Raw genomic sequence first — 24,487 nt, 5'->3', positions numbered from 1 at the left:
ATGATAAGATTTGGAGTGATGAGCGTCAAGTGCAACAATCAAATCTCTAAGACTTTCACGATTTGTTAATTGCCCGAACATCAGAGAAAGCAGTTGGTTCCAACAAGTGAAATGTTTTACATATTTGTCTCCTTTGTATTTGGCAACAATACGATTGAATTTGCTTCTATTCAGAAACGAGACCAGTTGAGCGAAAACGTATTTGTCTTGATACATATGCAATCAGATTAATCTGATGCAAAACTAAAAATTCAAGTCCGTTCGCTCGAAAAACGTCCGCAACTAACTAAATTTCAAACTTTTCAAAGAGCTTTTTTAGATTTTAATGGGACAGTAATGAAAAACCAAAACTATTGATGTAAAAGAATCCACAATGGGTATATCCGAAAAAAGGGTGTTTACTTATATAAACACCCTCTATTAATATTTTTTTGTCTAGCAATTAGTTTACAATAAGTTTGCTAACCGCATCTCCAACCTTAACAAAATAAATACCACTTGCTAAATCACTAATATTTAAACTTGTATTAGAATTTATAACTTGTTTAACCAGCATACCTGAGGCATTGTAAATTTCAACCAGCTTATTCTCAGCATTTGCAATTGAGATAAAAGTTGTCGCCGGATTAGGACTAATTGTTAGTTCTTCCCTGGCTCTTGGCTGATATATTGATGTTGCGCTACTAAGTGCTGGCCCTTTAATATCTGTTATATAATAAGTTTGTGCATCTTCAACTCCCCCATCAACATAAATAAACAAATGTGAATAATCATTTGATGGCATTTCTCCCATGCCAAAGTACAACGTCTGCCAACCATTTACAGTGGTTACCTGGGCGTCAACTTCTTTAAAAATGCCGCCTTCATTATCCCTTTCGGTACCCACTTTAAGTCTCACATACGTTTCTTTTGGTGACCAAATTCTTAAAGAGATCACGTTGCTTTTGGAAAAATCAATTGGATCATTCAACGCAATATGGATGCGTTCCCAACCACCCCAACTGGTTCCTTTATTCCACTGGGCCACAAAAGAAAATGAGCCATCAGGATTTAATTGGCTTGGGTTTATTGCTCCGGCAGGATCACCCATAGTTTCAATGGTCGTTGTTAAATCTATGCCTTCGAAGTCATTATAAATTGTAAATTCAGGCATATCACCAGTGGTGAAAGTGACATTAAGATCATTTACAAGATCACCTGATGAGTAACTTAATTCACCATCCGGAACACCCAGCCAATAGGTAGTATTGGCATCCAGCAAGTCGAAAGGGGTTAATTGCAGAAGGTTTTGCCCAGCAACGAAATTAACTGTAGCAGGAATTTCTGCTCCTTCACTATTATCCTTTCTTAATTTCCAATAGTCGCCCAAATTATCGTTACTTAAATTGGCACTTCCGGGAAGATCAAAACTTAAGTTTGTTTTGATATAATATGTCCCAATCAGAGAAACATTCTCTTCATTTTGAACAGGATAGGACTCTATCTCAATTTCCGGAGGTGTATTACTGGCTATAATGTCATCAAAATAAATCTCATCCCCTGCAGAATAAAAATTGCCTGAAGGATCTATTGTGATAACTAATTTATTCAGATTTGAGAGATTTGTTCCCGAAAAATCAAAAAACAACTCGGTCCACTTCCCTGTTTCTTCGGGCCTTAGTTGAACACTTAACTCCCTGTTTATTCCCCAATCCGGATTATTTTCAAGCTTAAAATTGACTCTTGCCGGATGCTCAGACCATACTTTCATTCGAAAATAAGGTGTAGAAATAAAATTTACACTACCAGGCAAATCAACACCAATCCCGGCACTCCCGCCACCATGAATATAAGTTCCAACATTATCGGATCCATTTATATCATCTTTGTGAGGATTGGCTACTTTCTCAAATTGAGTAGTATTGTTCCAACTGGTAAAATTAATAAGATCAACGGTTTCATAATCGGCATAAATGATTGTACTTGGGGGATTAATTGCATTAGATGTAAATGTACTATTAAGACCGGTTAAGGCATCAACCTCATCATGAAACTTTAACGCATTATCGTTAATACCAAAAGTGTATTCGGTTGAAATATTTAATGGTAAAGAGGTTATCGTATAAGTGATAATTGTCTTATCATCATTAATGGCCACCTCAAAATCAGCAAAAACTTCTTCTCCTTCCTTCATATAGACAACAGATGACAAATCAGTAATATCGGATCCATCTGCATTAGCTAATTTGACATTTGACTTTATAGTTAACTGATCTGTAAAACCATTGACTTCGTCAGCACCATCAAAGGGGGAAAAAACCAGAGAGCCTGATTGAAATGCCGGCCCTTTTAGACTATCAAAATAGATGTCGGCATTTTTTGTCTCCGCACCAAGAGGATAAATCTGAATATGATTGAAGTTAACATCAGCAAAAGCGACATCAGATAAATCAACAGCTATCGTTTGCCAGGCACCTGGTGTTGTATAAGCAACATCTAACTCTTTTGAGTGTCCCCCATCACCTTTCATTTCAGAAAGTTTAAATCTCAAATCAACACTTTCACTATGAAATAAATCAAATGTAAAAACTTTCCCAGACGATAAATCAACTGGTCGGTTAAGTTCATAATGAATTCTGCCCCAATCATTATCGCCTTTATTAAACATCGCTACATTGCCAGATCCATTTGGATTAGAAACAATTGAAACTGTGCCATCTAATGCATCTACAACTACCGTTTTCGAATTGTCATCAAAATCTTCATACACACTTAAATCTCCGTAGCCATCAGAATCAACCGTAAAAGTTGCTTGGGCATTTACTGGGGTTGATGAAGCATCAACATAGTTCAAAGCATTTTCAACTATACCAAATGTATAGGTTCCATCTTCCAATATCACGGAAGGCGTTATTGAAATGTTGGAGAAATACTTATTGGTCTGATCTCCCTCATTCAGCGTTGCAGAAAAAGGAATGTCAACATTTGAGCTGTTCCTCAAATACAGAACGCCATTCAGATCAGCATTGGTTAAATCAGCACCATCCTTTTGAAGCTTATAGGTATATGAACCAAGCCTTAAGTTTGAAGGAGCTGAATAAACCACGGAATTATCAGAAGGCAAAAATGTTACACTTCCAGCAGGAGGTGTACTGGTTTTAACAATATCATCAATGTAAAATTTCGCACCACCCATTGCGTAATGCTGAGGTCCGTCGATCCAAACAACAAGTGTTCCATAATTGTTATCATCTGTAATTGTTCCAAAATTAAATACAACTTCTGTCCACTTGTTAAGCTCATCATGAGATAGCTGATAGCCGCGTTCGTAATTGTTTTTACCATTTTCCCCACCTTCAAGTTTAGCTTGAATATAAACAGGACTAGTTGAATAAACTTTGAACTTTACGAAAGGGGTTTCGGTTAAATCAATCTTGTGAGCAAGCTCATTAAAATAAGCACCCCCCCACCAATTATTTCCTGGATGGGTGTACTCAACAGCATAACCAGACATATTGCCCGCCGGAATATCTGAGGTTGAAACACGTTGCACTGCAACGCCACTCCATCCCCCCATGTTTAGATCATCAGATTCAAAATCTAATAACATTACATCCTGCCCAAAGACAGAAATACTAAAACCTATCAACAAGGCTGATAAAAGTAGTTGTTTTACATGTTTCATAGCATTGGTATTAATTAATAAATAAACTTATTCAATTAGCTTAATCGTTTTATATAGGTTAGCAATCTTTAATGCAAATTCACCGGGTTCTGTAACTCTTTTACTTTGTGCATTGATAAATGATAAATCGTTGGCAGATAAAGAGAAAGTGACGCTCTTCGTTTCTCCCGGATATAAATGAATCTTATCAAAACGGCGAAGTCGTTTTACATCAGGAGCAAGCGAAGCATACAAATCAGAGGCAAATAGCATAACAACCTCTTTTCCCTCAACTGTACCTGTATTTTCAACATCAACACTTACCAACAACTCATCATTATTAGTAAACTCAACATGAGAGACCGCTAGATTGGAATATTTGAAGGAAGTATAACTCAACCCATGGCCAAAGCTAAATTGGTGATAAACCCCACCCTCGTAATTATAAACACCTTCAGGTGATTCACTCTCTTCACTATGCTTATGATAATAAGGGACTAATGAATTACTGAACATTGGATAGGTATAAGGCAATTTGCCGGATGGGTTTACATCACCAGCCAATATATCAGCCAATGCATCACCAGCGTAATTTCCACATAAATACGTTTGAAGAATGGCGCTCATATCATCGGCAAATCTTCTTATAAGGCGAGGTCGTCCGGCATTAAGTACCAAAATTACAGGCTTACCTGTTTTAGCCAATTCTATAGCCAACTTTTCCTGATTTTCAGAAATCATAAGGTCACTCAAATCTCCGGGTTTCTCTGTGTATGAGTTTTCACCCAGACACAGGACGATGACATCTACGTTCCTTGCCGCATTAACAGCAGCTTCAATATTCACATTGTGCTCATCCCTATATGTTCTTCCATTGAAATCATACTCAACGCCCGGCACATGAATGACATTCCTTTTACCAAATTTCATTTCAATGGCTTTCAGAATGGTGTTTTTATCCTCGGTAAATTCCTCCACTCCTTCTCCTTGCCAAGAGTAACTCCACCCACCATTTAAAGTGCGCATACTATTGGCATTAGGACCAGCGACTAGTATTTTAGTACCTTTTGAAAGTGGTAAAATCTCCTTTTCATTTTTCAAAAGCGTTATTGCTTCCGATGCAGCCATGTAAGCAATTTTTTTATGCGCATCACTAAATGCATCTAAACTGGGTTCGACAAAAGGCCGCTCAAATAGGCCAAGCTTATATTTTAGATTTAAAATGCGTCTGACGGCATCATCTAAACGTTCCATACTGACTGCGCCCTCTTTAACAAGTTCAACAAGCATCTCGCAATACTGAACATAGTTATAAGGAATCATAGACATATCAATTCCGGCATTAAAGGCAAGCCTAATAGCTTCTTTATGCGAAGGTGCCACTTTGTCCCGATTATGGAGATTTTCAATATCAGCCCAATCGGTCACAACCAAGCCGTTAAACCCCAATTCATTCTTTAGCAATCCGGTAATGATATCATAGCTACCGTGTACAGGAATTCCGTTAATTAAGCCTGAGTTAATCATGACCGAAGCAGCACCAGACTCCACCGCGAACTGAAATGGAGGCAGATGGTATTCTCGCAATGAGATATCAGATATTTCTGCAGGTGTCCGATCTTTGCCTGATGATGCTAAAGTTGAATATCCAATAAAATGCTTCAAACATGCAGCCACCCTTGTTGAGCAATTAAGCTCCTTTCCTTGATAGCCCCTTATTGCTTCCAATCCCATTTCCGAAATTAAATAAGTGTCTTCGCCAAAGGTTTCCCAAATTCTCGCCCATCTTGGATCAACTCCTAAATCCAACACCGGAGAAAAATTCCACGGGATATTAGAGGCACGTGTTTCAAGAGCGGTTGCTTTTGCTATCCTATAAACTAAATCCCGGTTCCATGTCGCAGCTTGTGCTATTTGTTGCGGGAACATGGTGGCCTCAGCAGTATAAGTTGCACCATGAATGGCATCGATGCCATAAATAACTGGTATTTTTAAACGGGTATCATTTGTTGCAACCTCTTGAATTGAAGAAATTAGATGATGCCAGGTGTGAACATTAAGAGCTCTGTTACCAGCTGTATTTAATACAGAACCCACATGATATTTCACAAGAGCATCATTGATTTGTGCGGTATCTATTTGCAAACCGCCATAGTTAGCATGCCCCCCTCCCTTTGTAATTACATCTAGGGTGATTTGAGCCGTTTGCCCGACTTTCTCTTCAATGGTCATTTGTTTTATCAACGCCTCAACATAAGGAATTCGCTCAACTGTATCGGAAGATGAACAAGTGCATCCTAATAAAAATGCCACGAAGACTAACAGGGATAATGCTTTAATTATATGCATAAAATAATATTGAATGATTGTTTTAAATTTCATGAGAACATAACTTAGATTAAGGATTCATCTTATGATGGTTTTCTGAATAGCCTAGTGAATCACTTTCAGCTTAGATGTAATCAGAATTCCATCAGATACTACCTGAACCAAGTACATCCCACCGGGCAAAGCACTGGTCATAAACGTGTTTTTTGTATTAGCCCGCAGATTTAACATTCTTGATTTTACTAATGTGCCAGCAACGTTATAAATATTAACTATCGCTCTAGGTATATCCTGATATACAGCAATTTCGAAACTATCACGGCAAGGATTTGGAAAAAGACTCATCGTATTTATCTGTATGCTATTCACCGATGATGTTGACTTATGTTTCATCTCAAACCAACTCATATTAAACTCAGGACTAACAATATAAATTCGCAGTCTATAATGTCCTGCGGGTAATGTTATTTCTTCATTCTCCACTCTCCAGTTTTGCCATCCTCCCGTTGATGGTACTGAGTAGGTGCCTACAACACTTTTCTGATTATCCACATCAAACAATTGCACCTCAAAAATGCCATTTGAAGCAGTTGCAGCAACACTGTAGTTAAATTCAAACGTGCCCTCCTCCTTAATCGTTACCAGAAAATCAATAAAATCACCATGATTGGTATATGCCAGATTTAAACCTCCGGGGTTTTCAGCGTCTTCTGTTTGTTCAAAAGAGAGCCCTTCCTGATTATAGTAATCCTGAATACTTACTCTTCCCGGAAGCTGCAACCTGGTGGGCACATTACTTAATACCGGAAGTACTGAGAAGTGTTGAAGTGGGCGTTGATAAACATCCTGAATGTTAGAACCAGCGTAATGAATGGTAATCACATCACCATAATAAATCCTTTCGGCCATAGATATTTCAAGGATTCTGTCTGACAAAGGACTAACCTTTACGCGCTCTACCTGTAATTGCTGCCTCCTATTATATATAGAAAAAGTTGTAGCGGGGATAGTCACAGAGCCATCCATCACCGAATTCAACGAAAGGAATATTTTGTCGCCATCATAAGACGTTGAAGCAGCTACTGCTTCAAAATCAACCTGGTCAATGCCCACCGGATCTGAGAACTTAAAATAATTAAGATTACCACCTCCTTCAACATTAGTAACTTTAAAAACAATCTCGCCTTCAGGAAGAACCACATTCTCAATTGTGAATGTCTCCCAATTTTGCCATCCACCAGTTGAAGGCAATGTCATTACCGGAGCAATATCTACATCATTAACCTGTAGGCGCAAACTGGTTTGAGCATTATTACTGGCAAACCTAATAGTAAAGGTGTAAGCAGCAGCAGCATCAGAGTTAAAAGTATATTGCATCCACTCACCCGGCTCAAACCAACCCACGTTATAACCATTTGTTTGGTCTTCATCTGAACATGGCTCAATATCAACACCATCGTTCCTGTAGGACCATCCACGGTTCCATGCAGTAAAAGTGCCGGTATCCAGATGGTGGTTTGCGGTATCATTATCAAAATAGGCTACATTATTTCTGCCCAAATCATAGTCGGTAAAGAAAATCACTTCACCCAGGACGTGCTCTTTGAATGGGATTGCTTCGTAACTATCTATTTGTCTTGTAAGTGCATCAATAACATCGTACTGTACTATACAATTTTCAATTTTATGGCTTTCGGCCCATTTCATTACTGCTTCAAAAATTTGTTCTTCGTTCATTTGTGGAGTGCCGTTTTGCCAGTAGTTTAGCAAATTAGTATACTCCTGTGGGGTAACTACCCTTAGCACGTTGTTGATACCACTTTTTTTAACCGGCCACCAGCTCCATCCAATATTATTGGATTCGAAAAGCGATGTGGCATTGGTGAACCAGGTGTTTGAGTTTTCACCCGATTCACTCATCCACAGCGGCACATTTAAATTTTCACGCATTTCAAGAATCCATTCAAGTGAACTCTGGGTATTAAAATTCCAGTATTTATGAAAAGTGAAAACCAAATTATCGTCGTAATCGGCCAAACCATGCATTCCGTTATAATTATTGCCCCAGCAGTTACCCGAAACAAACACAATATGATTGGTATTCACGGTTCGAATGGTGTCAATCATACGCTCAAAAATGTCTATAATAGGCTTATTCTGCGTGCAGTTACATCCGTTCTCATTCCCACTGTTCTCAAAGTCCCAGTTGATTTCATTTATTAAGTCGAATCCGCCCACCCAGGGTTCATCTTTATAACGTTCGGCTATTTTGTACCATAAGGCGGTCAATTTGGAAAGATTATATTCGCTTTCCCACAATGATGGTTTTGAGGGATCGTAATCCGATATGTCGGCATTCTTCCCTTGTCCACCAGGTGCTCCATGCATATCAAGAAAAACATACATTTCGTTCTCTGAACTCCAGGCTATCAGTTCGTCCAGCATCTCGAAGCCTTTTTCAAGCCAGGTATTTTCTCCGGGAATTGGTTCGTCCTCAATTGGCAGCGTAAACCATTTATAATGAAGAGCTGGCCTTATGGAATTAAATCCCCATGCTTTCATCGAATCCAAATCGGCACGCGTAAAGTGGTTAGCCAGCCACTCATCGTAAAAGATATCAGTTTTTTCTTCTCCTATTTCTTCAATTAATTTTTCACGAAATTGCCATTGGGTGTTAATCCCTGCTCCGGTGGATTGCATCATATAACCTTCCTGAATCATCCAGTTACCGGTACCAATGCTCCGTGATATGAAGTTATTCCCGCTACCATCAACAATTTTTGTCCCCTCAGCACGGAGAAAACCCTGTGACATGGCACTATTGCCTGATAAAACAAATACTGCAAGAACTAACATCAAGTTCTTCATCAGTTGTTGGATTCCATTTCTCATGATATAGTTGTTTGTTTAAAATAGCGGAACTTAATAACTCCGCATCTTTTTGTTATAAAAATGATTAGTATATGATCACAAAACAGTTACATTACTTATTTATCTGTCAAATCTATTTACCAATTACAGCTTAGTGAGTGGTGTTAAGACCCTTCTTCGCCACTTGGAAAAATATACACCTGAGCAGGAACTGAGCGATTACCGTGCAGATCGACCGTAAAAACAGAGATCAGATAACCTTTCAGTTCCAAATCTGTTAATTGATAATATTCAATCATTTCTATCGATTTGATAACCACATCATCATATTCAATTTCAATTGTTTTTGCGATATCGCCTGTTGGATTAGTCCACTCTAATATGGCGGTTCTGTAACCTACATCAGCAGTTAGATCGATAACTTTTGGGGAATAAATACGATTACTCTTGTAATGTTGATAATTATCCTCCATATTATCACACCCTAGTGTGATAATTATCAAAAGGGGTATGATACAATACATTGCCTTTTTCATTTGCATATAATTTGTTAAAAAAAATCCATGAGCAAGGATCAACTTCGTCAATCTGCAATTAGCTGTGTTGAGTTTCAATTCATCAACTTTTACGAGCAGCATAAATGCTCATGGAACATTCTTGGTATTTTACAAATTTGAATTACTTCCGTAAAGAGTCATTTCTGAAATATTTACATATCTCTCACTACCGAAATTCTCAGTTATTGATAATTTTAAAAACCTTGAAAGGTTAACTGAAGATGGCAGATCAAAGTTATGCCCATCGATAGCTTCCCTAATGTATTCCTCAGGCACCCGTCCTTCTGAATCTCTCGGGTCTTCCAACGACTCTTCGGCAATGAGCGTCCAGTTTTGTCTGTCATCGCTCGTATATAAACGAAAGGCTTTAAAATTCTCATCCTGATAATAGAAATACTCTGCTGCGTTATTATGCCAATAAGCTCTTTGCCATAAAGTAAATCGATTGAGTATGGCATCAGTCTGTCCCATATCAATTACGATATCAAGCGGAAAATTTAACTGTCCCCCGTTTCTATCTCTAGAAATCATAGCATAACTACCTTGCCCGTTGGAACCCAGGTAGTCAATCTCACCATCCCAGAGGTTTGTGGTTTGTCCTTCCCAGGCATTACCATCTACACTCATATTCTCAACTAAAGTCCATAAGGATTTATCTATCTCCTCCTCAAATATTGGTGTATAGACTCCCTTTGAAACTTTTTCGGTAGTATTATCGTAAAAGTCTTCAACCATAACAAAAAACTCTTTGGGAGTCGTATCCATTCCTCGTACAATCAATGATTCGTTCTTCCGGGATGAGGACAAGTATATTGGCACTGACTCTTCGGCGCCTTCTTCTTTAAAAGTCAGCCAAGTATAAATAATATCCGCCGCAGGATTAATCCAGCTGATTTTTACGCCTCCAAAATCCGGTGTAATTTCAATGCTTTCTTTAACAATCTGGATATTAGAAACGAGTGGAGTAATCTTAACTTCTGTAGGTTCAGACTGCATACCAATGCTGTTTACCGCCACAACTTGCACAGTATGTTCATTGGTGTCATTATAACCTCTAATGTGCAAAGTGTCATTGTATAGGCTAGTGATAGCAAATAGCTCCTGCCCTAACGTGTTGGTGTAATAAGCCTTGGCAAACAGAACCTCTGGATCATTAGGTAGCTGACATACAATTTTAGCCCCCCCATTTGTTGGAATAATCTCAACAACAGAGACCTTTCCAGGAGCTGTTCCGCGTTCTTCCTCATCACATGCGAGAAAGAATAACATAAATGCCACAATTGGAAATAATATTTTTGTCTTCATCCGAAAAAAATTAAATAATTCATATGTCGTATATCTTGTCTGGGTTGATTTTTTAGCTAAGGCAGATCTTCGATTCTTTTCTTTGCTGAGAGTTTCTGCGTCACACGCATTTCCTAAGTATTTCCACTTTAATAGCTTCCTTTAAGCAAATTAATTTGGTCATTACCAACCTAAATTCTGAATCAGATTTGGATTTCTGGATAGCTCCCCCGTTCTAATTGGGTGAAAATAATCACGTGGTGTGATGAATGAGCGCTCTCCAACGTTAATGAGGGTGTAAAATCGATCTATCTGATTCTCTTCTACATCCCAGCCTTTTACCGGAATAGTAAAGTAATCTTCGGCTTTCTTCCAACGTCGAATATCATCGTATCGATGACCTTCAAATGCCAATTCAATCAAACGCTCTTGTTGAATAATTTCACGTAACCCATCTTTAAAGGTGTGCTTACCAACTGTCTTGGCTAAAGAAGCATTTGACCAAACATCTTCAACATTTGGCAAACCAGCCCTTTGCCTCACTTCATTAAGAGCTTCATAAACCTCATTACCCGGTCCAACATATTCGTTATAAGCTTCGGCATAGTTCAAATAAAGTTCAGCCATACGAATTAGCGGCCATGGATAATTAACCAGATTACCATAACCATCCCCTTGTGAATCCGGGTGAACATATTTTTTTAATCCATATCCGGTAATCAAATAATCATTTGAGCTCCCCCTTTTACCACCAGGAACTTCATCATTACGCATTCTTAAATGCTGTTTAATGCCATGCGCCCGGTTGTAACCTCTGTCAAATGCAATGGTTGCATAAAATCTGGGCTCCCTGTCGAAATGCAATTGCACGGTCTCCTGCCCTATTTGCACGACAAAAACACTAAAATCTGCACTTGCCCCTCTTCTCAGTTCATGCCTATTATCATAATCAAAAGTTAAATCCTGATCAATAGGTAAGCCATTTTGGGTGTAGTATAATTCGGCCATTCGGTAAGTAGGTGACAACCATTGCCAGGCAGCTTCATTACTGGATGCAGCAGCATTTTTTATTAAGGTGGTTGCCTGAATTTGATGCCAGGACGTATTAACCCTCGACAAACCCCAAATTAATTCACTGTTCCAACGATTAACAAACATGAATTTGTAGCTATAAAGCGCCTCGGTAAACTCAGGTATATACATGACATCGGCATTATCATAGTCGCGATACTCACCATCAAAATAATACATTCTTACACCGTTACTCTCAGCCAGTTCAATAGCATATTCTGCAGCTTCCAAAGCTTTCCTCCACTTGTCATTATCGTAACTGGTATTAAATAATTCCTTACCATTCTTATCAGTATAGCCTGCATAATATTGTGCATTACCATTAAATAATGGACTGGCTGCATACAGCAAAACTCTGGACTTAATGGCTGCAGCAATCGTACGATCAACACGACCAAAAAAGTTAGTATTAGCCACTCGTGCAGGCAAATCAGAGATGGCCAAGTCAATCTCTTTCTCTATATAATCAAAACATTCATCAATTGAATTTCGAAAGACTCTTACTTCCTCAGGCGATGCAGATATAGGAAAATTCTTATCCATGATTGGAATGGGGCCATAACGCATGACTAACAAAAAATGATAATAGGCTTTTAAAAACCTCACTTCTGCGCTCCACTCCCGCTTTTCCCTATCTGTCATATCAGGCACATTTACAATATTCTCCAAAAAGATATTACAGTCATAAATGGCATTATACAAAGAAGGTTGCCACACCCCCCCGTTAAAACCTTGCCAATATGACAACAATGGATTGTCAACTGATTGTTGCCCCCTCATGATCTCAATACCATTAACCGCTTGACGGATAGGGGTGGTTAGCTCATCTGTCATCAAACCATGTGTCCCATATAAATCATCACTTAGGGGCAAATAGGAATAACAAGTAGCCAAAGCCTTATAAGCTTGTTCTCTTCGCTCAAAAACCATAGACAATTCCTGTGTTTTTTCAGGTACAATATCCAAATAATCGCAACTTGAGCCACTTATTGCGATCAACAGTATAGCAAGTAATTTTGTATGATATCTCATTTGTATATATTTTATTCAGTTATTGGTCAAATAAAACTTTCACGAGCTGATATTTACATTTTCTTGTTGTAAGTTTCTTACTCATGTGCGTTTCATCTACTATTCTATTAAAATGTTACGTTCATCCCAATATTAAATATACGTTGGGTAGGGTAACCCAAGCCATTACTACCCATCTCCGGATCCCACTCTTTGAATTTGCTGAAGTAAAACAAATTGTTACCGCTTAGGTATAATCTTAAGTTGTCAACTGATAATCTTTGCAATGCAGATTGGTTCAAAGTATACCCCACTTCAAAACTTTTAAGTCTCAAAAAGCTTCCATCTCTCAACCACCAGGTTGAGGGCTGCTCATTATTCTCAATTGGTGTCGTACTCAGTCTGGGCCAAAATGCATAAGGGTCTGGGTTGAAATCTGACCAGTGGTTGTCTGCAATAATATTCAGTGCATTTCGCTCATTAACAAATGGAGCAATCCCATCCGGTGCAATCATAAACGATGAACGTGCGGAACCTTGAAAGAAAAAAGATGCATCGATGCCTTTATATCCGGCGGTGATTCCAAAACCATATATTATTTCTGGAACAGTAGGAAAACCGATTGGGACTCGATCATTCTCGTCAATTCTGCCATCATTGTTAATGTCCACATATTTGATATCACCCGGCAAATAGTTAGTGCCAAAAGTCTGCACAGGAGAGTTTTGAATATCGGCCTCATCAATAAACAGCCTTTCGGCCACTAAGCCCCATATTTGATTAATTGGTTGCCCAACACGACTCATATAATCGTAGGGATACTGGGGCTCTCCATTTGCAACTATTTCATTTGTTGCATAAGTAAAATTAGCACGGCCAATTAAATATAACCCATTAAAAAAAGAGTGGTTATAATCAACTGAACCGTCAAAGCCATGTGAAAAAGCTTCACCAATATTACTTCGTATTGTTGCCGCCAGGCCACTTGTGGCTGGAATATACTCATATGGCATATAAATATTTGTTCGATTTTCACGAAAATAATCTCCCTGTATAGTTAACCTATCAAACAATGTCATCTCCAGACCAAGATTCAATTTTTCAGCTATTTCCCATGTTACCGATTCATTTGCATAGCGATGAATATTGTACCCATTATACCAGGTAGAAAAGTCCTGTCCCCATGCATAACCTCGCCCACCTGAATTAATATTGACATTCGACATATAGAAGAAGCGATCACTTTCTGCGGAAATGGCATCATTACCAACTAATCCATATGTAGCTTTAAGCTTCAGCTGACTAATTGTTGGTTTTAATTGAGCCCAAAAATTTTCTTCCGAAATGGTATAAGCAACACCCGCCGATGGGAAAAATCCAAACCGGTTATCTTTGGCAAAACGCTCAGAACCGTTATAACCGAAGTTTAACTCAACAAAATACTTGTTGTCAAAACCATAAGTAGTACGACCAGCTAATCCCATGTTTCGTGCAGGCAAGGAAGTATATATATTGTTACTGCCTTGAATAGTATTTAAACGCTCTTCTTGTGTGAAAACTAATAACCCACCAACACTATGTTTTCCAAAATCATGGTCATAAATAGTGGCCAGTTCGAAGTAAACCCGACTATTTGCATTAGTCCACGTAGTAGGATCGGCTAAATACTCTGTACCCTCGTTTAATTGTTGTATGATGATAGTCCCTTCAGGATCCTGAGGAGTCGATGGCAAATAAGACAACCCATCATAATAAAAGGGCTGGAAACTTCTGCTACTACCATAAGAACTGTAATTCCTGATTGCAGCCATACCCCTTGCTGATAAACCTTGGGTAATAACACTGAGATCTTGCTCTATTTGAAACTGAGATAGGATGGTGGACGAAAACTCATCTCTATACCCCTTAACCATGTCCGCGTAGGGATTTGGATAAAACTGACCACCTCCGCGACTTCTGTTTCCAAACATCGTATGGTTTACAAATTCAGTTGAACTTGAACCAATTAACACATTAGTTCCTCTTGGAAAATATTTAGGAAAGGTTACAGGATTGGCATTCATTACGCTTCTGAAAATATTAGAAGCATTTTCCGATGGCCCATCATATTGAGTAAACAATGAATAAAGTTTGGTGGAGAGCTTAGTTGTTTTAGAGAGATTAATATTGACATTAGCTCTTAAATTGTAACGATTTATATCGATGTTGTTATTAAAGTTGTTATGATTATCTACTTTAAGCAAACCTGTTTCGTTATTGAAAGATGCTGAAACGTAGTATTGAGCAACAGCACCTCCACCGGTCACATTTAGATTAGCACGTCTGTTATAGGTATGACTTTTGAATAACTCATCATACCAATCGACACTCGGATAAATGTAAGGATTAACCCCATTGCGTGTATTCTCTATCTTATCTTTTGAATAGAAAAGTTGCGCTTCAGGAACCCGGGTGCGAAGCGCCTTATTATATAGCTCCATGTAATCAACTCCGCTAAGAAAAGAATTCATTTTAGTGGGGCTGGAAATAGATGTTTCGACGCGAGCGGTAATTCTCGCTCTCCCCTCTCTACCTTCCTTTGTGTTAACCAATATAACTCCATTGGCACCCCTAGCACCATATAATGCCGTAGATGTGGCGTCCTTCATGATTGAAAAACTAGCAATGTTGTCAGGTTCAATCCGGGCTAAATCCTCTGAAGATATTTCAAATCCGTCTAACAAAATCAATGGGCTATTTGCATAACCAAAAGATGTAACACCGCGGATGAAAAACTCAGCGTTATCTCTTCCAGGTTCACCCGATCGCTGATATGAAACAATCCCTGCCATTCTTCCGGCAAGCGCAGCTGTTAGGTTAGATGCAGGTTGTTTTAGTTCTGCTGGTCTTATTGTAGTAATGGAACCGATTACACTTTCCTTTCTCTGCTTCGAGAAAGCCACTACCTGCACTTCTCCCAGTAAAGAAGCTGCATCATCCAACATAACATCTATTTCGTTGGAACTGCCAACAATCCGTTCTGCAGTTTCAAAGCCAATAAAAGAATAAACCAGAGTATCACCTTCTGCGATGTTTTGAATAACATAACGCCCATCAAAATTAGTGATGACTCCATTAGTAGTGTTTTTTTGAACAACGTTAACCCCGGTTAAAGGATCTCCATCGGGATCTACTATAAGTCCTCTAATTAGCTTAGACTGAGAATAGCTAACTGCAGTTAGCCCCAACAATAAAAATACTGTAGATAGTCTTCTTAAATTCATAGATTCAGAATTGATAATTATTTGCTATTAACTTTCTTAATCGAAACACAAGGATATTCGATCGATAGCAACATATCAAATCTGTCGTCTAGATTTACTCTATGCAAGCCGAAGTGAGTTTTAACAGAATCTAGACATGCAACCATAAACACCTGATGGTGTTTAATTTGCAAATGTGAAATATTACAAATTTCTAATAAAAGAATTTAAATCGTCATCACGATTCAACCCTAACTTTTTACGAATCCGATAACGACTGGTATCAAAACTGCTACTGGAAATATTGAGAATTGCAGCAATTTCTTTTGAACTCATGTTGGTTCGAATTAAAGAAATTATGCGTATATCATTATCAGTTAGAGCTGGATAATTTTTAGAGATGCGCACTACGAACTCCTGATTGTTTTCGGAGAGAAGCTGGCTATATAGAAACAGTTTCTTTTCACTGTTAAGCTCATCATCGATTTTTGTAACCCATCGGGTTGCCTCTGAATTGCGCATTCTGGTAAGGATACCTTTGATATCCTGCAGGAAACTGTTTTTATGTGATATAACTTCAAGGAATTGTATCAACTGTTCATTCTTTGACTTGACGGCCTCGTCCTTCAGGTGCTTTTCATAAGCTAACTTGTTTAAATGAACTTTTTCTTTTATAACCTTTATAATCAAAAACGCAACATAACCAAATAGAAACAAGCTAACTATAATTATAGGAATAACAACCAACAAATTTTGAAACCACCGACGATTAACAATAATTGTTAATTCTGTTTGGTTAATTACCGATTGATTTACTCTTGATTCAAGCAAAAATCGATACTCTCCACCTCCAATCCTGGTATATTCTTTTCTATTGCTTATATTATCCCATTCAGTCCACTCCTTATCATAAGATTCCAGCTTATATCTATACTCGGTAAACTCATAATCTGAATAAGGTGAAGCAAATTGAAACTGCAAATCATATCTTCCTTTAGGCAGATTAATTACACTATCTCTAAAAGGGAAAAAGAGCTTTTGATATATGCCATTTGACCCTATATTCACTGAGGTAATTACAGGTTTCTCTTGAATTGACAATGACTGATATTCCAAATTAAAAATTACCACCCCTCTATCTGTAGCTATTAAAAGTTCATTATTATTTAAAAATAAATAAGGATCTGATCTAATTAAATCATCATTAACAGAACTTATAAACTTATCATAGGAATGAACTGTTCCATCTGGCAATATTGAAAAAAGTTTGATTTCATCGTTCGCAACATAGGCAACAACTCCCTTATTCATTGAAATATCCAAAACTGAAATTCCGCTTTCAGCGACATAACTAAATGGAGGTTGCCGCATCACAACAAACGCATCAAATTCTGATTCGTAAGCCATTAAATTTGTTCCGTTATAAAAAACCAAACCCACTTGGGATTCAAAGAAGCGCTCAATTTCATCATAATGCTTAATCTCAACCCTGTCGTTATTTAACACAAACTGCACCATAGGTTTCTGCTTTGTATCGCCCCAAATACAATCCAACTGCGAATCATAATGCAATTTTGGATTCCCCCATATATTGAGATTCGCAACTACATGAAACTTACCATGTAAATATTTCGCCAATAATACACCCGTATATGCAGATAGCAAATAGTAATCTGATTGTCCAAACCGGACAATATCCATTACGCCTGTATCTTCGAAGAGAGGTACCAGTTTATTATGATTAATTTTATATAGGCCTTTATTATGACAGATATAAATAATATTATTAATCTCTCTGATTCGCCATACCTGTCCGGCACTGCCATTGATAAATTGGAATGGTTGATTGTTTTCCGAAATAAAAGCTCCCTTATTTGTCGATAAGTAAAAATTATTCCCTGTGGCTTTAATATGGTAAGTGGCTCCATCCGCAAATATTGGATGGATTGTTCGCTTTAAATCAATCTTTGCGATTCCATAATCCAGACCTAGCCAAACGGTATTGCCATCATTAGTTTCTATACTCAAAACAGTATTATCAAGCAATCCATCAGCTTTGCCTATTGAAGAAATGTTCCCGGTAGAATAATCAATAATTAATAACCCATCGGTAACTGTGCCTAATAGAAAGGTGCTATTATCCAGTGAAGTTCCCGTAAAAAACTGTAAATCATCCAGATTACCCCCAAAATCAAATTGAGTTAAAGTGTTTTTGTCATAAACAAAAACATCATCCAGAGAAACAATAAAAAGTTGGTCATTATGAATAAAGACATCACGTACCTCTGATAATATTTGTTGAGTAAATGTCTCTCTGTGATAAAATCTATCATCTCTGATAACACCAATAACCCCTTGCATGGTAATAGCCCACAACTCATCCCTCCATTCAATTATTGCCCAAAAGTAATTCCCTAACATTTTATAGCTAATTTGCTTATTAGCTTTATCGTAAACAATAACATTCAAATATGATTGAAAAATAATTTGTTCCTCATGCTCGATGACATTCCAAATAATTTCATTGTCCAAATCACCAAGCTTATTGTACTCCAGAATACCATCATCACTTTTAAAAAAGTAACCGTACTCATCATGGCCTCCCACCCAAATAGTATCATTTCCAACATGCAAAGATCTAACACTGCCTCCTTTTTCAAGTTTCAGAAGATTCCACTCTCCGTAAATATTAGATAGTAAACCATCCGTATTTGCAAAGTAAATGATACCATCTTTATCTACTGCAACATCCCAATTCTGCCTTCCAGCATGATAATCAGATTTTTCAAAAGATCTCACTAATGGTATTCTCATGGACGAAAACATGTCTTCTCCGCCTATTGATATAAAATAAAATATCAATAAAATTTTAGCCATTGAATCTTTTCCCATAAAAAAACTGCTTTTTAAAAGCATTTTATTTATCCACAACATTTACAAACGCATAGATTTGTTTTAATATGTAAACTGCATGACCATGTGTCTGCCTAATCAAAAACACTATACCGTTTATAAAAGTAAGAAATTTTCAAATAAATCTGAGATGCAAGATGTGATTCGATAGCATAATGAGTCTATTAATAGTTGAAATTTCCGGAGAATATTTTCAACCGAAAAGGCCGTTGAGCCCTTTTCGGTGCAGGAAATCCTTTCTGTTCAAACCACATAACTCACTTGTATTCAGGAAATCTCCAACAATTTCTTCAACACCCTTTCGGCACTTCCTGATAAGAGCGACTCGCGAGCCATATCCAGACAGTCGTCCAGACTTTTTTCGGGCTGGATGCAATTGATGGCCAATCCGGGATTGGCAACGACCACATTGTTTTGTGGTTCAGTGCCTTTACCTGAAAGTACCTTGGTGAATATTTTGGCTGCTTCATCCACTTCATGTATTCATATATAGATTGAGGCTTTCAGCTATTATCGCACTATAAAACTTAAATTCAAACTTTTGTGAATTTAATTGATTGAGACAAGCCTAATTTAAAAAAAATATAAATTACCCCCCCCCATATATGAAATTTAATTTTTAATTAATATGTTTGCAACATAATAAAGCCAATAGATCGTTAGAGTTTTAGACATCTAGTTATTAGACAAACACTTAACTATAAGCAAATTACGTGTTCGATATATAATTTAACATATACCTGGAAATCAGATAAACATAAAAGTTTACCGAACTATTATAAAGTAAGAAACACATTAAAACCTAAAACCCAAAATGATAAAATCCTACCCAAATCTTCTACTAATTTCCTTTTTGTTAGCATTCTTATCGTGTAAAAAAGATGACACAATACCTCCTGATTTATTTCTAACTACTCAGGAAGAGGTTAATAATTTTAAATTATCAAAAACACCTGGCAATCTCACCATCAGTGGAGAATACATAAGAGATTTAACACCCCTACGAAATATTATTCATATCGGCGGGTCACTTTTTATCCGGAACAATAACATGTTGGAATCATTAGATGGTTTAGAGAATCTAAAATCTATTGACAGTTCTCTTTACATTTCCAATAATTTTGCTCTTTCTAATATTAATGGCCTATCAGGACTGGAACATGTAGGGAATTTTATCAGCATCGATACTAATAAAAATCTAACTTCACTTATCGGTCTAAAAAAGCTAGAATATTATAACGGAGAACTGGTTATATCTGAAAATCCCATATTAGCAAATTTAGAAGGAATTATTATTACATCACCTTTCAGCCTATATATTTCAAGAAACAACAAATTAAAAAGCATTTGTCTCCCTGAACATATTACAGTCTTGAAATCACTAACTATCTCTCATAATGATTCTTTAACGACACTTCAAGGTTTAGAAAATCTTGCAAAAATCAAAGAAAATTTAACTATCGATTACAATGCCAAAATAGAATCCTTACTGGGACTTCAAAACATTAAAGATATATACGGAAATCTGTGGATTTACGGAAATGCTAATGTGTCAATGCTTTTTGGTCTCAACGGTCTTATTAATATTAAAGGTGTATTTAGAGTAGAACACAATAATAGTCTCACAGATTTCAAAGGCTTGAGTAATTTAAAGAACATTCAAGAAGACTTTGTTATTGCCCACAATAATAACCTAATAAACTTTGATGGTCTGAAGAGTCTTAAACTAATTGGCGGTTCACTATATATAGCATACAATCCGGCATTGAAAAGTCTACAAGGGCTCGAATCTCTATCAACAATAACAGACGAAATAAATATTGGGGGGACGACTAATCTTATCGCACCAAATCCGCAACTCACTAACTTCTGCTCAATTAGTGAAATAATTATTCGCAAAAACAACGTAAAAGTGTCAATAAATAATAATGGCTTTAATCCTTCAAAAGAAGAATTAATTAATGATAACTGTAAAAACTAAAATTAAAAAGCATATAGCGCTTAAATAAGAACAATTACCTGAAGAACAGTAAGGTATGCGTGCGGAAAAGGAAATTAAATGAAGCCCCACAATTCCCGAAAGCCGAAACATTTCGAAAAAAGGGGGCTCAAACCTAAGTTTAACTTGAGAGTTGCACCTCTCAACACAAAAATACAACGAAAATGAAAAGAAATAGTTTCATTTTAATCTTTTTTGCAATAGCATCTCTATTCTTTTTTGCAAATTGCAAAGATTCCGGAGTTGGAAACCCTGGGGCTTCTAATCCTGTTTGTAAATGGGAACATAAGGAGAGAATATCTTTTGTTTCTGTACAATTAAATAGACCCTCGGAAGGCCTTTTTTTCTTTCACAGTATTTATCCGATGAGTATCCCCGATTTTACTGCAATTTTTGGATCCCATTTTGAGCAAGAAAAATCTGAAATTAAAATAACCACAACAGCAAAACAATGCACAGGAACCACAAGTAGATCACAGACATTTACTAAAAGCAACTATTCTTCGAATGTCTGGACAAGAGGTCTAACTAGCTTAACAGCTCCATCAAACGGCAATACCCCTACAGTGAAAATTGAAATAAAATCAGGGCCTCATAGGGATTTAAAAGGCGGAGAGGGTTATGTTATTTGGACAAAAACGCTACCAGCAAATAATCCATATGGGGTTCATAGCGGGCAGCAAGGTGTCTTTTCAGGCGTTTATAAGCAGACCAAAGGGCCATCAATTGGCAAAATCATTTATATTGATGGAAGATTCCAAGAACTAAAATTTTAAATCAAGTAACAATGAAAAATTATCTATATATCTTTATATTGGTATTAGTCGTTTCCTGTAACATTGATTCTGAAAACGATTCACCACAAGGCATTGCGGTTGAACATGTAAATAAATCATCCGAAAAAATTATTACAACAACACCATCTATTTATGGGAAATATCTGGAAGAGGATGGCCCACTTATTGGGTATTCCACAATGAAAGAAAATGCTCTGGCAGAAAACGTGTTGACTCCAGTTTTACCGGAAAATCAACAAAGCCTGAAAAGCAGCAATATCAATCTTTCGATAAGTGCTAATGGTGTTGATATCAGCATGTCTCGTGATGCTTTAAAGAGTTCTTCAACTGATAGCGATCTTGAAAGCAATTGGTATGGTCAGAATGTCACTTTCGTTCTTAAAAAAACAGGAAACCTAAAAAGTGGGAACAATTCAGAAACAGATACAGTAGAAATGTATATTCCCAATCTGGTAGAAATCATTTCTCCACTTATAGAGACTGAAGCTGAACTATATCCCTACTGCTATTTTGATAAGTTTGAATTAAAGTGGAATCCGGATATTGATAATTCAAACGGATTAGTTGTTATGGTTGAATGGTTGGGAACAACATTAACAGAAGGTGGAGACGAAAAAAATTATATCAGAAATATTGATGTAATTGAGACAGATAATGGAAAAGCAATCCTCAATAACAGTCTCTTTGATAACATTCCTGATAAAGCTGTTACCTATATTACACTTTTAAGAGGAAATATTGAAACACCTACGATTGATAATACAACTTATCGCTTATTTGGTGAAAGCCATGCGATATTACCATTTATTCTCATTCGGAACATAGAAGAATAATACAAAAAAGAGACTGTCGCAAGAGTTCAAAAATTGCGTGATTGAAAACAGATCAAGCTCCTTATTGAACTTTTGCGACAGCCTCATAAATAAAACATGTTTTGAAGATTACACTTTTTCTAATACTCATTTATCTTGGAGGATCAACTCTTCTGGTCGCTCAAGAAGAAGAGACGAAAAGCCGGGGCACACTACATAACTTCAGATTTGGCATTGGACCCATAGCCTACAAAAATTATTATTCTATCCCAAACGGATTGGCCGGGGGAAGCATGAGCTTTACTTATCAGATGGAAAAAGAACATAAAACTAAGAAAAGAGACTTCCTTCTTCGTGCCAATTTTGATTATTCATATCTGGAAAATAGCAAAGTTTTAACAACCTCAGAGCCGCTTTTCCGAAGATTTAAAATCAGACTTGGGCCAGGACTTTTATGGCCTTTAAACTTGAAGAACAATCAACTTCACCTCCAAGCGGGGGGAAATATATCATTTTATGGAGAATATATATATCCAACGGAATCAGGAGGGAAGCATATATATCACCCAATCCCATACGGCAACTGGTCAATTAATTGCAATGCATTAATAGTTGCCCGCTATCAAGCAGGAAGAATCACAATTGAAGAATCTTTAAAAGTGGCTATTTTCACAGCCGGATTCTTCCCTGAATTCCAATACACTCCAACGTCCATAGATAATAGTTACTATTGGGATTTTTTAAAAATCAATACAATATCTACCATCCCCAACTATCGAATGATTGAAAATAAGATTGCCATTTACTTTCCATTAGCCAATAATCAAACAGCCATATCATGGAGAATCAGCTATAATCACTATAATTTTGAAAACAGCCAGAAATATATTGAGCATAATTTGGGAGTAGGAATTCGTTTTTAAAAAAAATATATTCAAAATGAAACTCTCTATAAAAACAATAATTCCAATAATCGTAATATTAACGGCCTGCACCGATGATATTATCAATAACGATGCATCACCCTCCAATATTTTTCGATCATTTTGGGAGATAATGGATGAAAGATATGTGTTTTTTGAAGAAAAAGGGGTGAATTGGGATTCCATATATTTTGATTACCAACCGGTGTTTGATACTGTGCGATCCAATTCAGCAATGATTAAGGCTTTTGATAGCATTCTATCCCACATTAATGATAAACATTTATCCATTGTTTCCAACGATGGGCATTACGCCGGAATGTTCTTAAATGACACTTTACATTATTCTATTTCGTTCGGGAAGGTGTATAGTACCTATGATTTTAGTAATCTCCAAACATATTCTCACCTACATCTGGCACAACTCCCCGAAGGTATAAGCTATATTCGAATTCTACCGGGTCTCAAAAAAATTAATGTGAATGATTTAAACATCCGCCAATATGATTATTCTAATGGACTTATAATTGATTTACGTGACTGCACTGGTGGATATATGTCAGGATATAACTTCTGTAGCATTTTCCTGCAAGATGAAAGAGTTGTATTTTATAAACAAACAAAAGCAGGAAAAGGACACAATGATTTTTCCGGGCTCATTCCATTAAAAATTAAAGGGGAAAACATAATAAAAAAAGAAACGCCACTAATTGTACTAATCAACAGAAATACTTACAGCATGGGCAACGGAATTGCATCTATTTTAAAAGAAAATACCAATGCCTTTCTTATAGGAGAAACAACAGGTGGAGGTGGTGGTAGCGTAATGAGTGTTCTGTTACCAGCCGGCTGGAGTCTGACATTTACACAGTCAAAGCATTACAATCTAGCAAGAAAATTAATTGAAAACGGAATCAATCCTGACATTGAAAATATTCCCCTCATAGATTTCTGGAAAGAAGAACACTTGGATACAGGTAAAGACCCACAAATAGAAATAGCTATCAGCATTCTCCAAACAACAAAATAAAAGTAA

The 24,487-nt window shown here is 37.0% G+C and carries 15 protein-coding genes; 5 read left to right on the top strand and 10 right to left on the bottom strand.

Features of this window, described 5'->3' with window-relative positions:
- From B5X70_RS02145 to B5X70_RS02100, 10 genes are all read right to left on the bottom strand, one after another.
- The coding region (locus B5X70_RS02145; RefSeq protein WP_079556233.1) for a DUF4372 domain-containing protein at nt 1-216 on the bottom strand (216 nt) is incomplete at its 3' end.
- Between the two features lie 226 nt (nt 217-442).
- Nucleotides 443-3,664: a T9SS type A sorting domain-containing protein gene (locus B5X70_RS02140; RefSeq protein ID WP_079556199.1), complete on the bottom strand. Its 3,222-nt coding sequence runs from the start codon at nt 3,662-3,664 to the stop codon at nt 443-445.
- 27 nt (nt 3,665-3,691) lie between these two features.
- Nucleotides 3,692-6,025 (bottom strand): glycoside hydrolase family 3 N-terminal domain-containing protein, encoded by a 2,334-nt coding sequence (locus tag B5X70_RS02135; protein WP_234995067.1) that lies wholly within the window; start codon nt 6,023-6,025, stop codon nt 3,692-3,694.
- 51 nt (nt 6,026-6,076) lie between these two features.
- Nucleotides 6,077-8,863, bottom strand: coding sequence for a carbohydrate-binding protein (locus tag B5X70_RS02130; RefSeq protein WP_079556198.1), 2,787 nt, complete (start codon nt 8,861-8,863; stop codon nt 6,077-6,079).
- A 143-nt stretch (nt 8,864-9,006) separates the two neighbouring features.
- Nucleotides 9,007-9,378 (bottom strand): DUF4998 domain-containing protein, encoded by a 372-nt coding sequence (locus B5X70_RS02125; protein ID WP_157666472.1) that lies wholly within the window; start codon nt 9,376-9,378, stop codon nt 9,007-9,009.
- Between the two features lie 129 nt (nt 9,379-9,507).
- On the bottom strand, nt 9,508-10,704 hold the full coding sequence (locus B5X70_RS02120) for a DUF4959 domain-containing protein (RefSeq protein WP_079556196.1): 1,197 nt from the start codon (nt 10,702-10,704) through the stop codon (nt 9,508-9,510).
- Nucleotides 10,705-10,866: 162 nt separating this feature from the next.
- Nucleotides 10,867-12,786 (bottom strand): RagB/SusD family nutrient uptake outer membrane protein, encoded by a 1,920-nt coding sequence (locus B5X70_RS02115; RefSeq protein WP_079556195.1) that lies wholly within the window; start codon nt 12,784-12,786, stop codon nt 10,867-10,869.
- 107 nt (nt 12,787-12,893) lie between these two features.
- A complete protein-coding gene (locus tag B5X70_RS02110) occupies nt 12,894-16,028 on the bottom strand; it encodes a SusC/RagA family TonB-linked outer membrane protein (protein WP_079556194.1) in 3,135 nt (1,044 codons plus the stop codon).
- Between the two features lie 183 nt (nt 16,029-16,211).
- Complete coding sequence (locus tag B5X70_RS02105) at nt 16,212-18,899, bottom strand: LuxR C-terminal-related transcriptional regulator (protein WP_157666473.1); 2,688 nt, start codon at nt 18,897-18,899, stop codon at nt 16,212-16,214.
- 288 nt (nt 18,900-19,187) lie between these two features.
- A complete protein-coding gene (locus tag B5X70_RS02100; RefSeq protein ID WP_079556192.1) occupies nt 19,188-19,394 on the bottom strand; it encodes a hypothetical protein in 207 nt (68 codons plus the stop codon).
- A 340-nt stretch (nt 19,395-19,734) separates the two neighbouring features.
- Between B5X70_RS02100 and B5X70_RS02095 the strand changes: the two genes are divergently transcribed.
- The 5 genes from B5X70_RS02095 (at nt 19,735) to B5X70_RS02075 (ending at nt 24,481) form a co-directional block, all read left to right on the top strand.
- Nucleotides 19,735-20,901 carry a hypothetical protein gene (locus B5X70_RS02095; protein ID WP_079556191.1) on the top strand — a complete coding sequence of 389 codons (1,167 nt, stop codon included), beginning with the start codon at nt 19,735-19,737 and terminating at the stop codon, nt 20,899-20,901.
- 182 nt (nt 20,902-21,083) lie between these two features.
- Complete coding sequence (locus B5X70_RS02090; RefSeq protein WP_079556190.1) at nt 21,084-21,695, top strand: hypothetical protein; 612 nt, start codon at nt 21,084-21,086, stop codon at nt 21,693-21,695.
- 11 nt (nt 21,696-21,706) lie between these two features.
- Complete coding sequence (locus B5X70_RS02085) at nt 21,707-22,549, top strand: hypothetical protein (protein WP_079556189.1); 843 nt, start codon at nt 21,707-21,709, stop codon at nt 22,547-22,549.
- 101 nt (nt 22,550-22,650) lie between these two features.
- On the top strand, nt 22,651-23,451 hold the full coding sequence (locus B5X70_RS02080) for a hypothetical protein (protein WP_079556188.1): 801 nt from the start codon (nt 22,651-22,653) through the stop codon (nt 23,449-23,451).
- Nucleotides 23,452-23,467: 16 nt separating this feature from the next.
- Nucleotides 23,468-24,481 carry a S41 family peptidase gene (locus B5X70_RS02075; RefSeq protein ID WP_079556187.1) on the top strand — a complete coding sequence of 338 codons (1,014 nt, stop codon included), beginning with the start codon at nt 23,468-23,470 and terminating at the stop codon, nt 24,479-24,481.
- Nucleotides 24,482-24,487 lie beyond the last annotated feature (6 nt).

Source organism: Alkalitalea saponilacus (assembly GCF_900168165.1).
Taxonomy (GTDB): domain Bacteria; phylum Bacteroidota; class Bacteroidia; order Bacteroidales; family Marinilabiliaceae; genus Natronoflexus; species Natronoflexus saponilacus.
This window is presented reverse-complemented; position numbering and strand designations above follow the sequence as displayed.

What these genes read in the sequence shown, in the direction of transcription:
- B5X70_RS02140 (WP_079556199.1), bottom strand. Translation starts at nt 3,664, where the DNA reads ATGAAACATGTAAAACAACTACTTTTATCAGCCTTGTTGATAGGTTTT.
- B5X70_RS02130 (WP_079556198.1), bottom strand. Translation starts at nt 8,863, where the DNA reads ATGAGAAATGGAATCCAACAACTGATGAAGAACTTGATGTTAGTTCTT.
- B5X70_RS02075 (WP_079556187.1), top strand. Translation starts at nt 23,468, where the DNA reads ATGAAACTCTCTATAAAAACAATAATTCCAATAATCGTAATATTAACG.
- B5X70_RS02090 (WP_079556190.1), top strand. Translation starts at nt 21,084, where the DNA reads ATGAAAAGAAATAGTTTCATTTTAATCTTTTTTGCAATAGCATCTCTA.
- B5X70_RS02105 (WP_157666473.1), bottom strand. Translation starts at nt 18,899, where the DNA reads ATGGGAAAAGATTCAATGGCTAAAATTTTATTGATATTTTATTTTATA.
- B5X70_RS02125 (WP_157666472.1), bottom strand. Translation starts at nt 9,378, where the DNA reads ATGAAAAAGGCAATGTATTGTATCATACCCCTTTTGATAATTATCACA.
- B5X70_RS02115 (WP_079556195.1), bottom strand. Translation starts at nt 12,786, where the DNA reads ATGAGATATCATACAAAATTACTTGCTATACTGTTGATCGCAATAAGT.
- B5X70_RS02135 (WP_234995067.1), bottom strand. Translation starts at nt 6,025, where the DNA reads ATGAAATTTAAAACAATCATTCAATATTATTTTATGCATATAATTAAA.
- B5X70_RS02120 (WP_079556196.1), bottom strand. Translation starts at nt 10,704, where the DNA reads ATGAAGACAAAAATATTATTTCCAATTGTGGCATTTATGTTATTCTTT.
- B5X70_RS02085 (WP_079556189.1), top strand. Translation starts at nt 21,707, where the DNA reads ATGAAAAATTATCTATATATCTTTATATTGGTATTAGTCGTTTCCTGT.
- B5X70_RS02110 (WP_079556194.1), bottom strand. Translation starts at nt 16,028, where the DNA reads ATGAATTTAAGAAGACTATCTACAGTATTTTTATTGTTGGGGCTAACT.
- B5X70_RS02095 (WP_079556191.1), top strand. Translation starts at nt 19,735, where the DNA reads ATGATAAAATCCTACCCAAATCTTCTACTAATTTCCTTTTTGTTAGCA.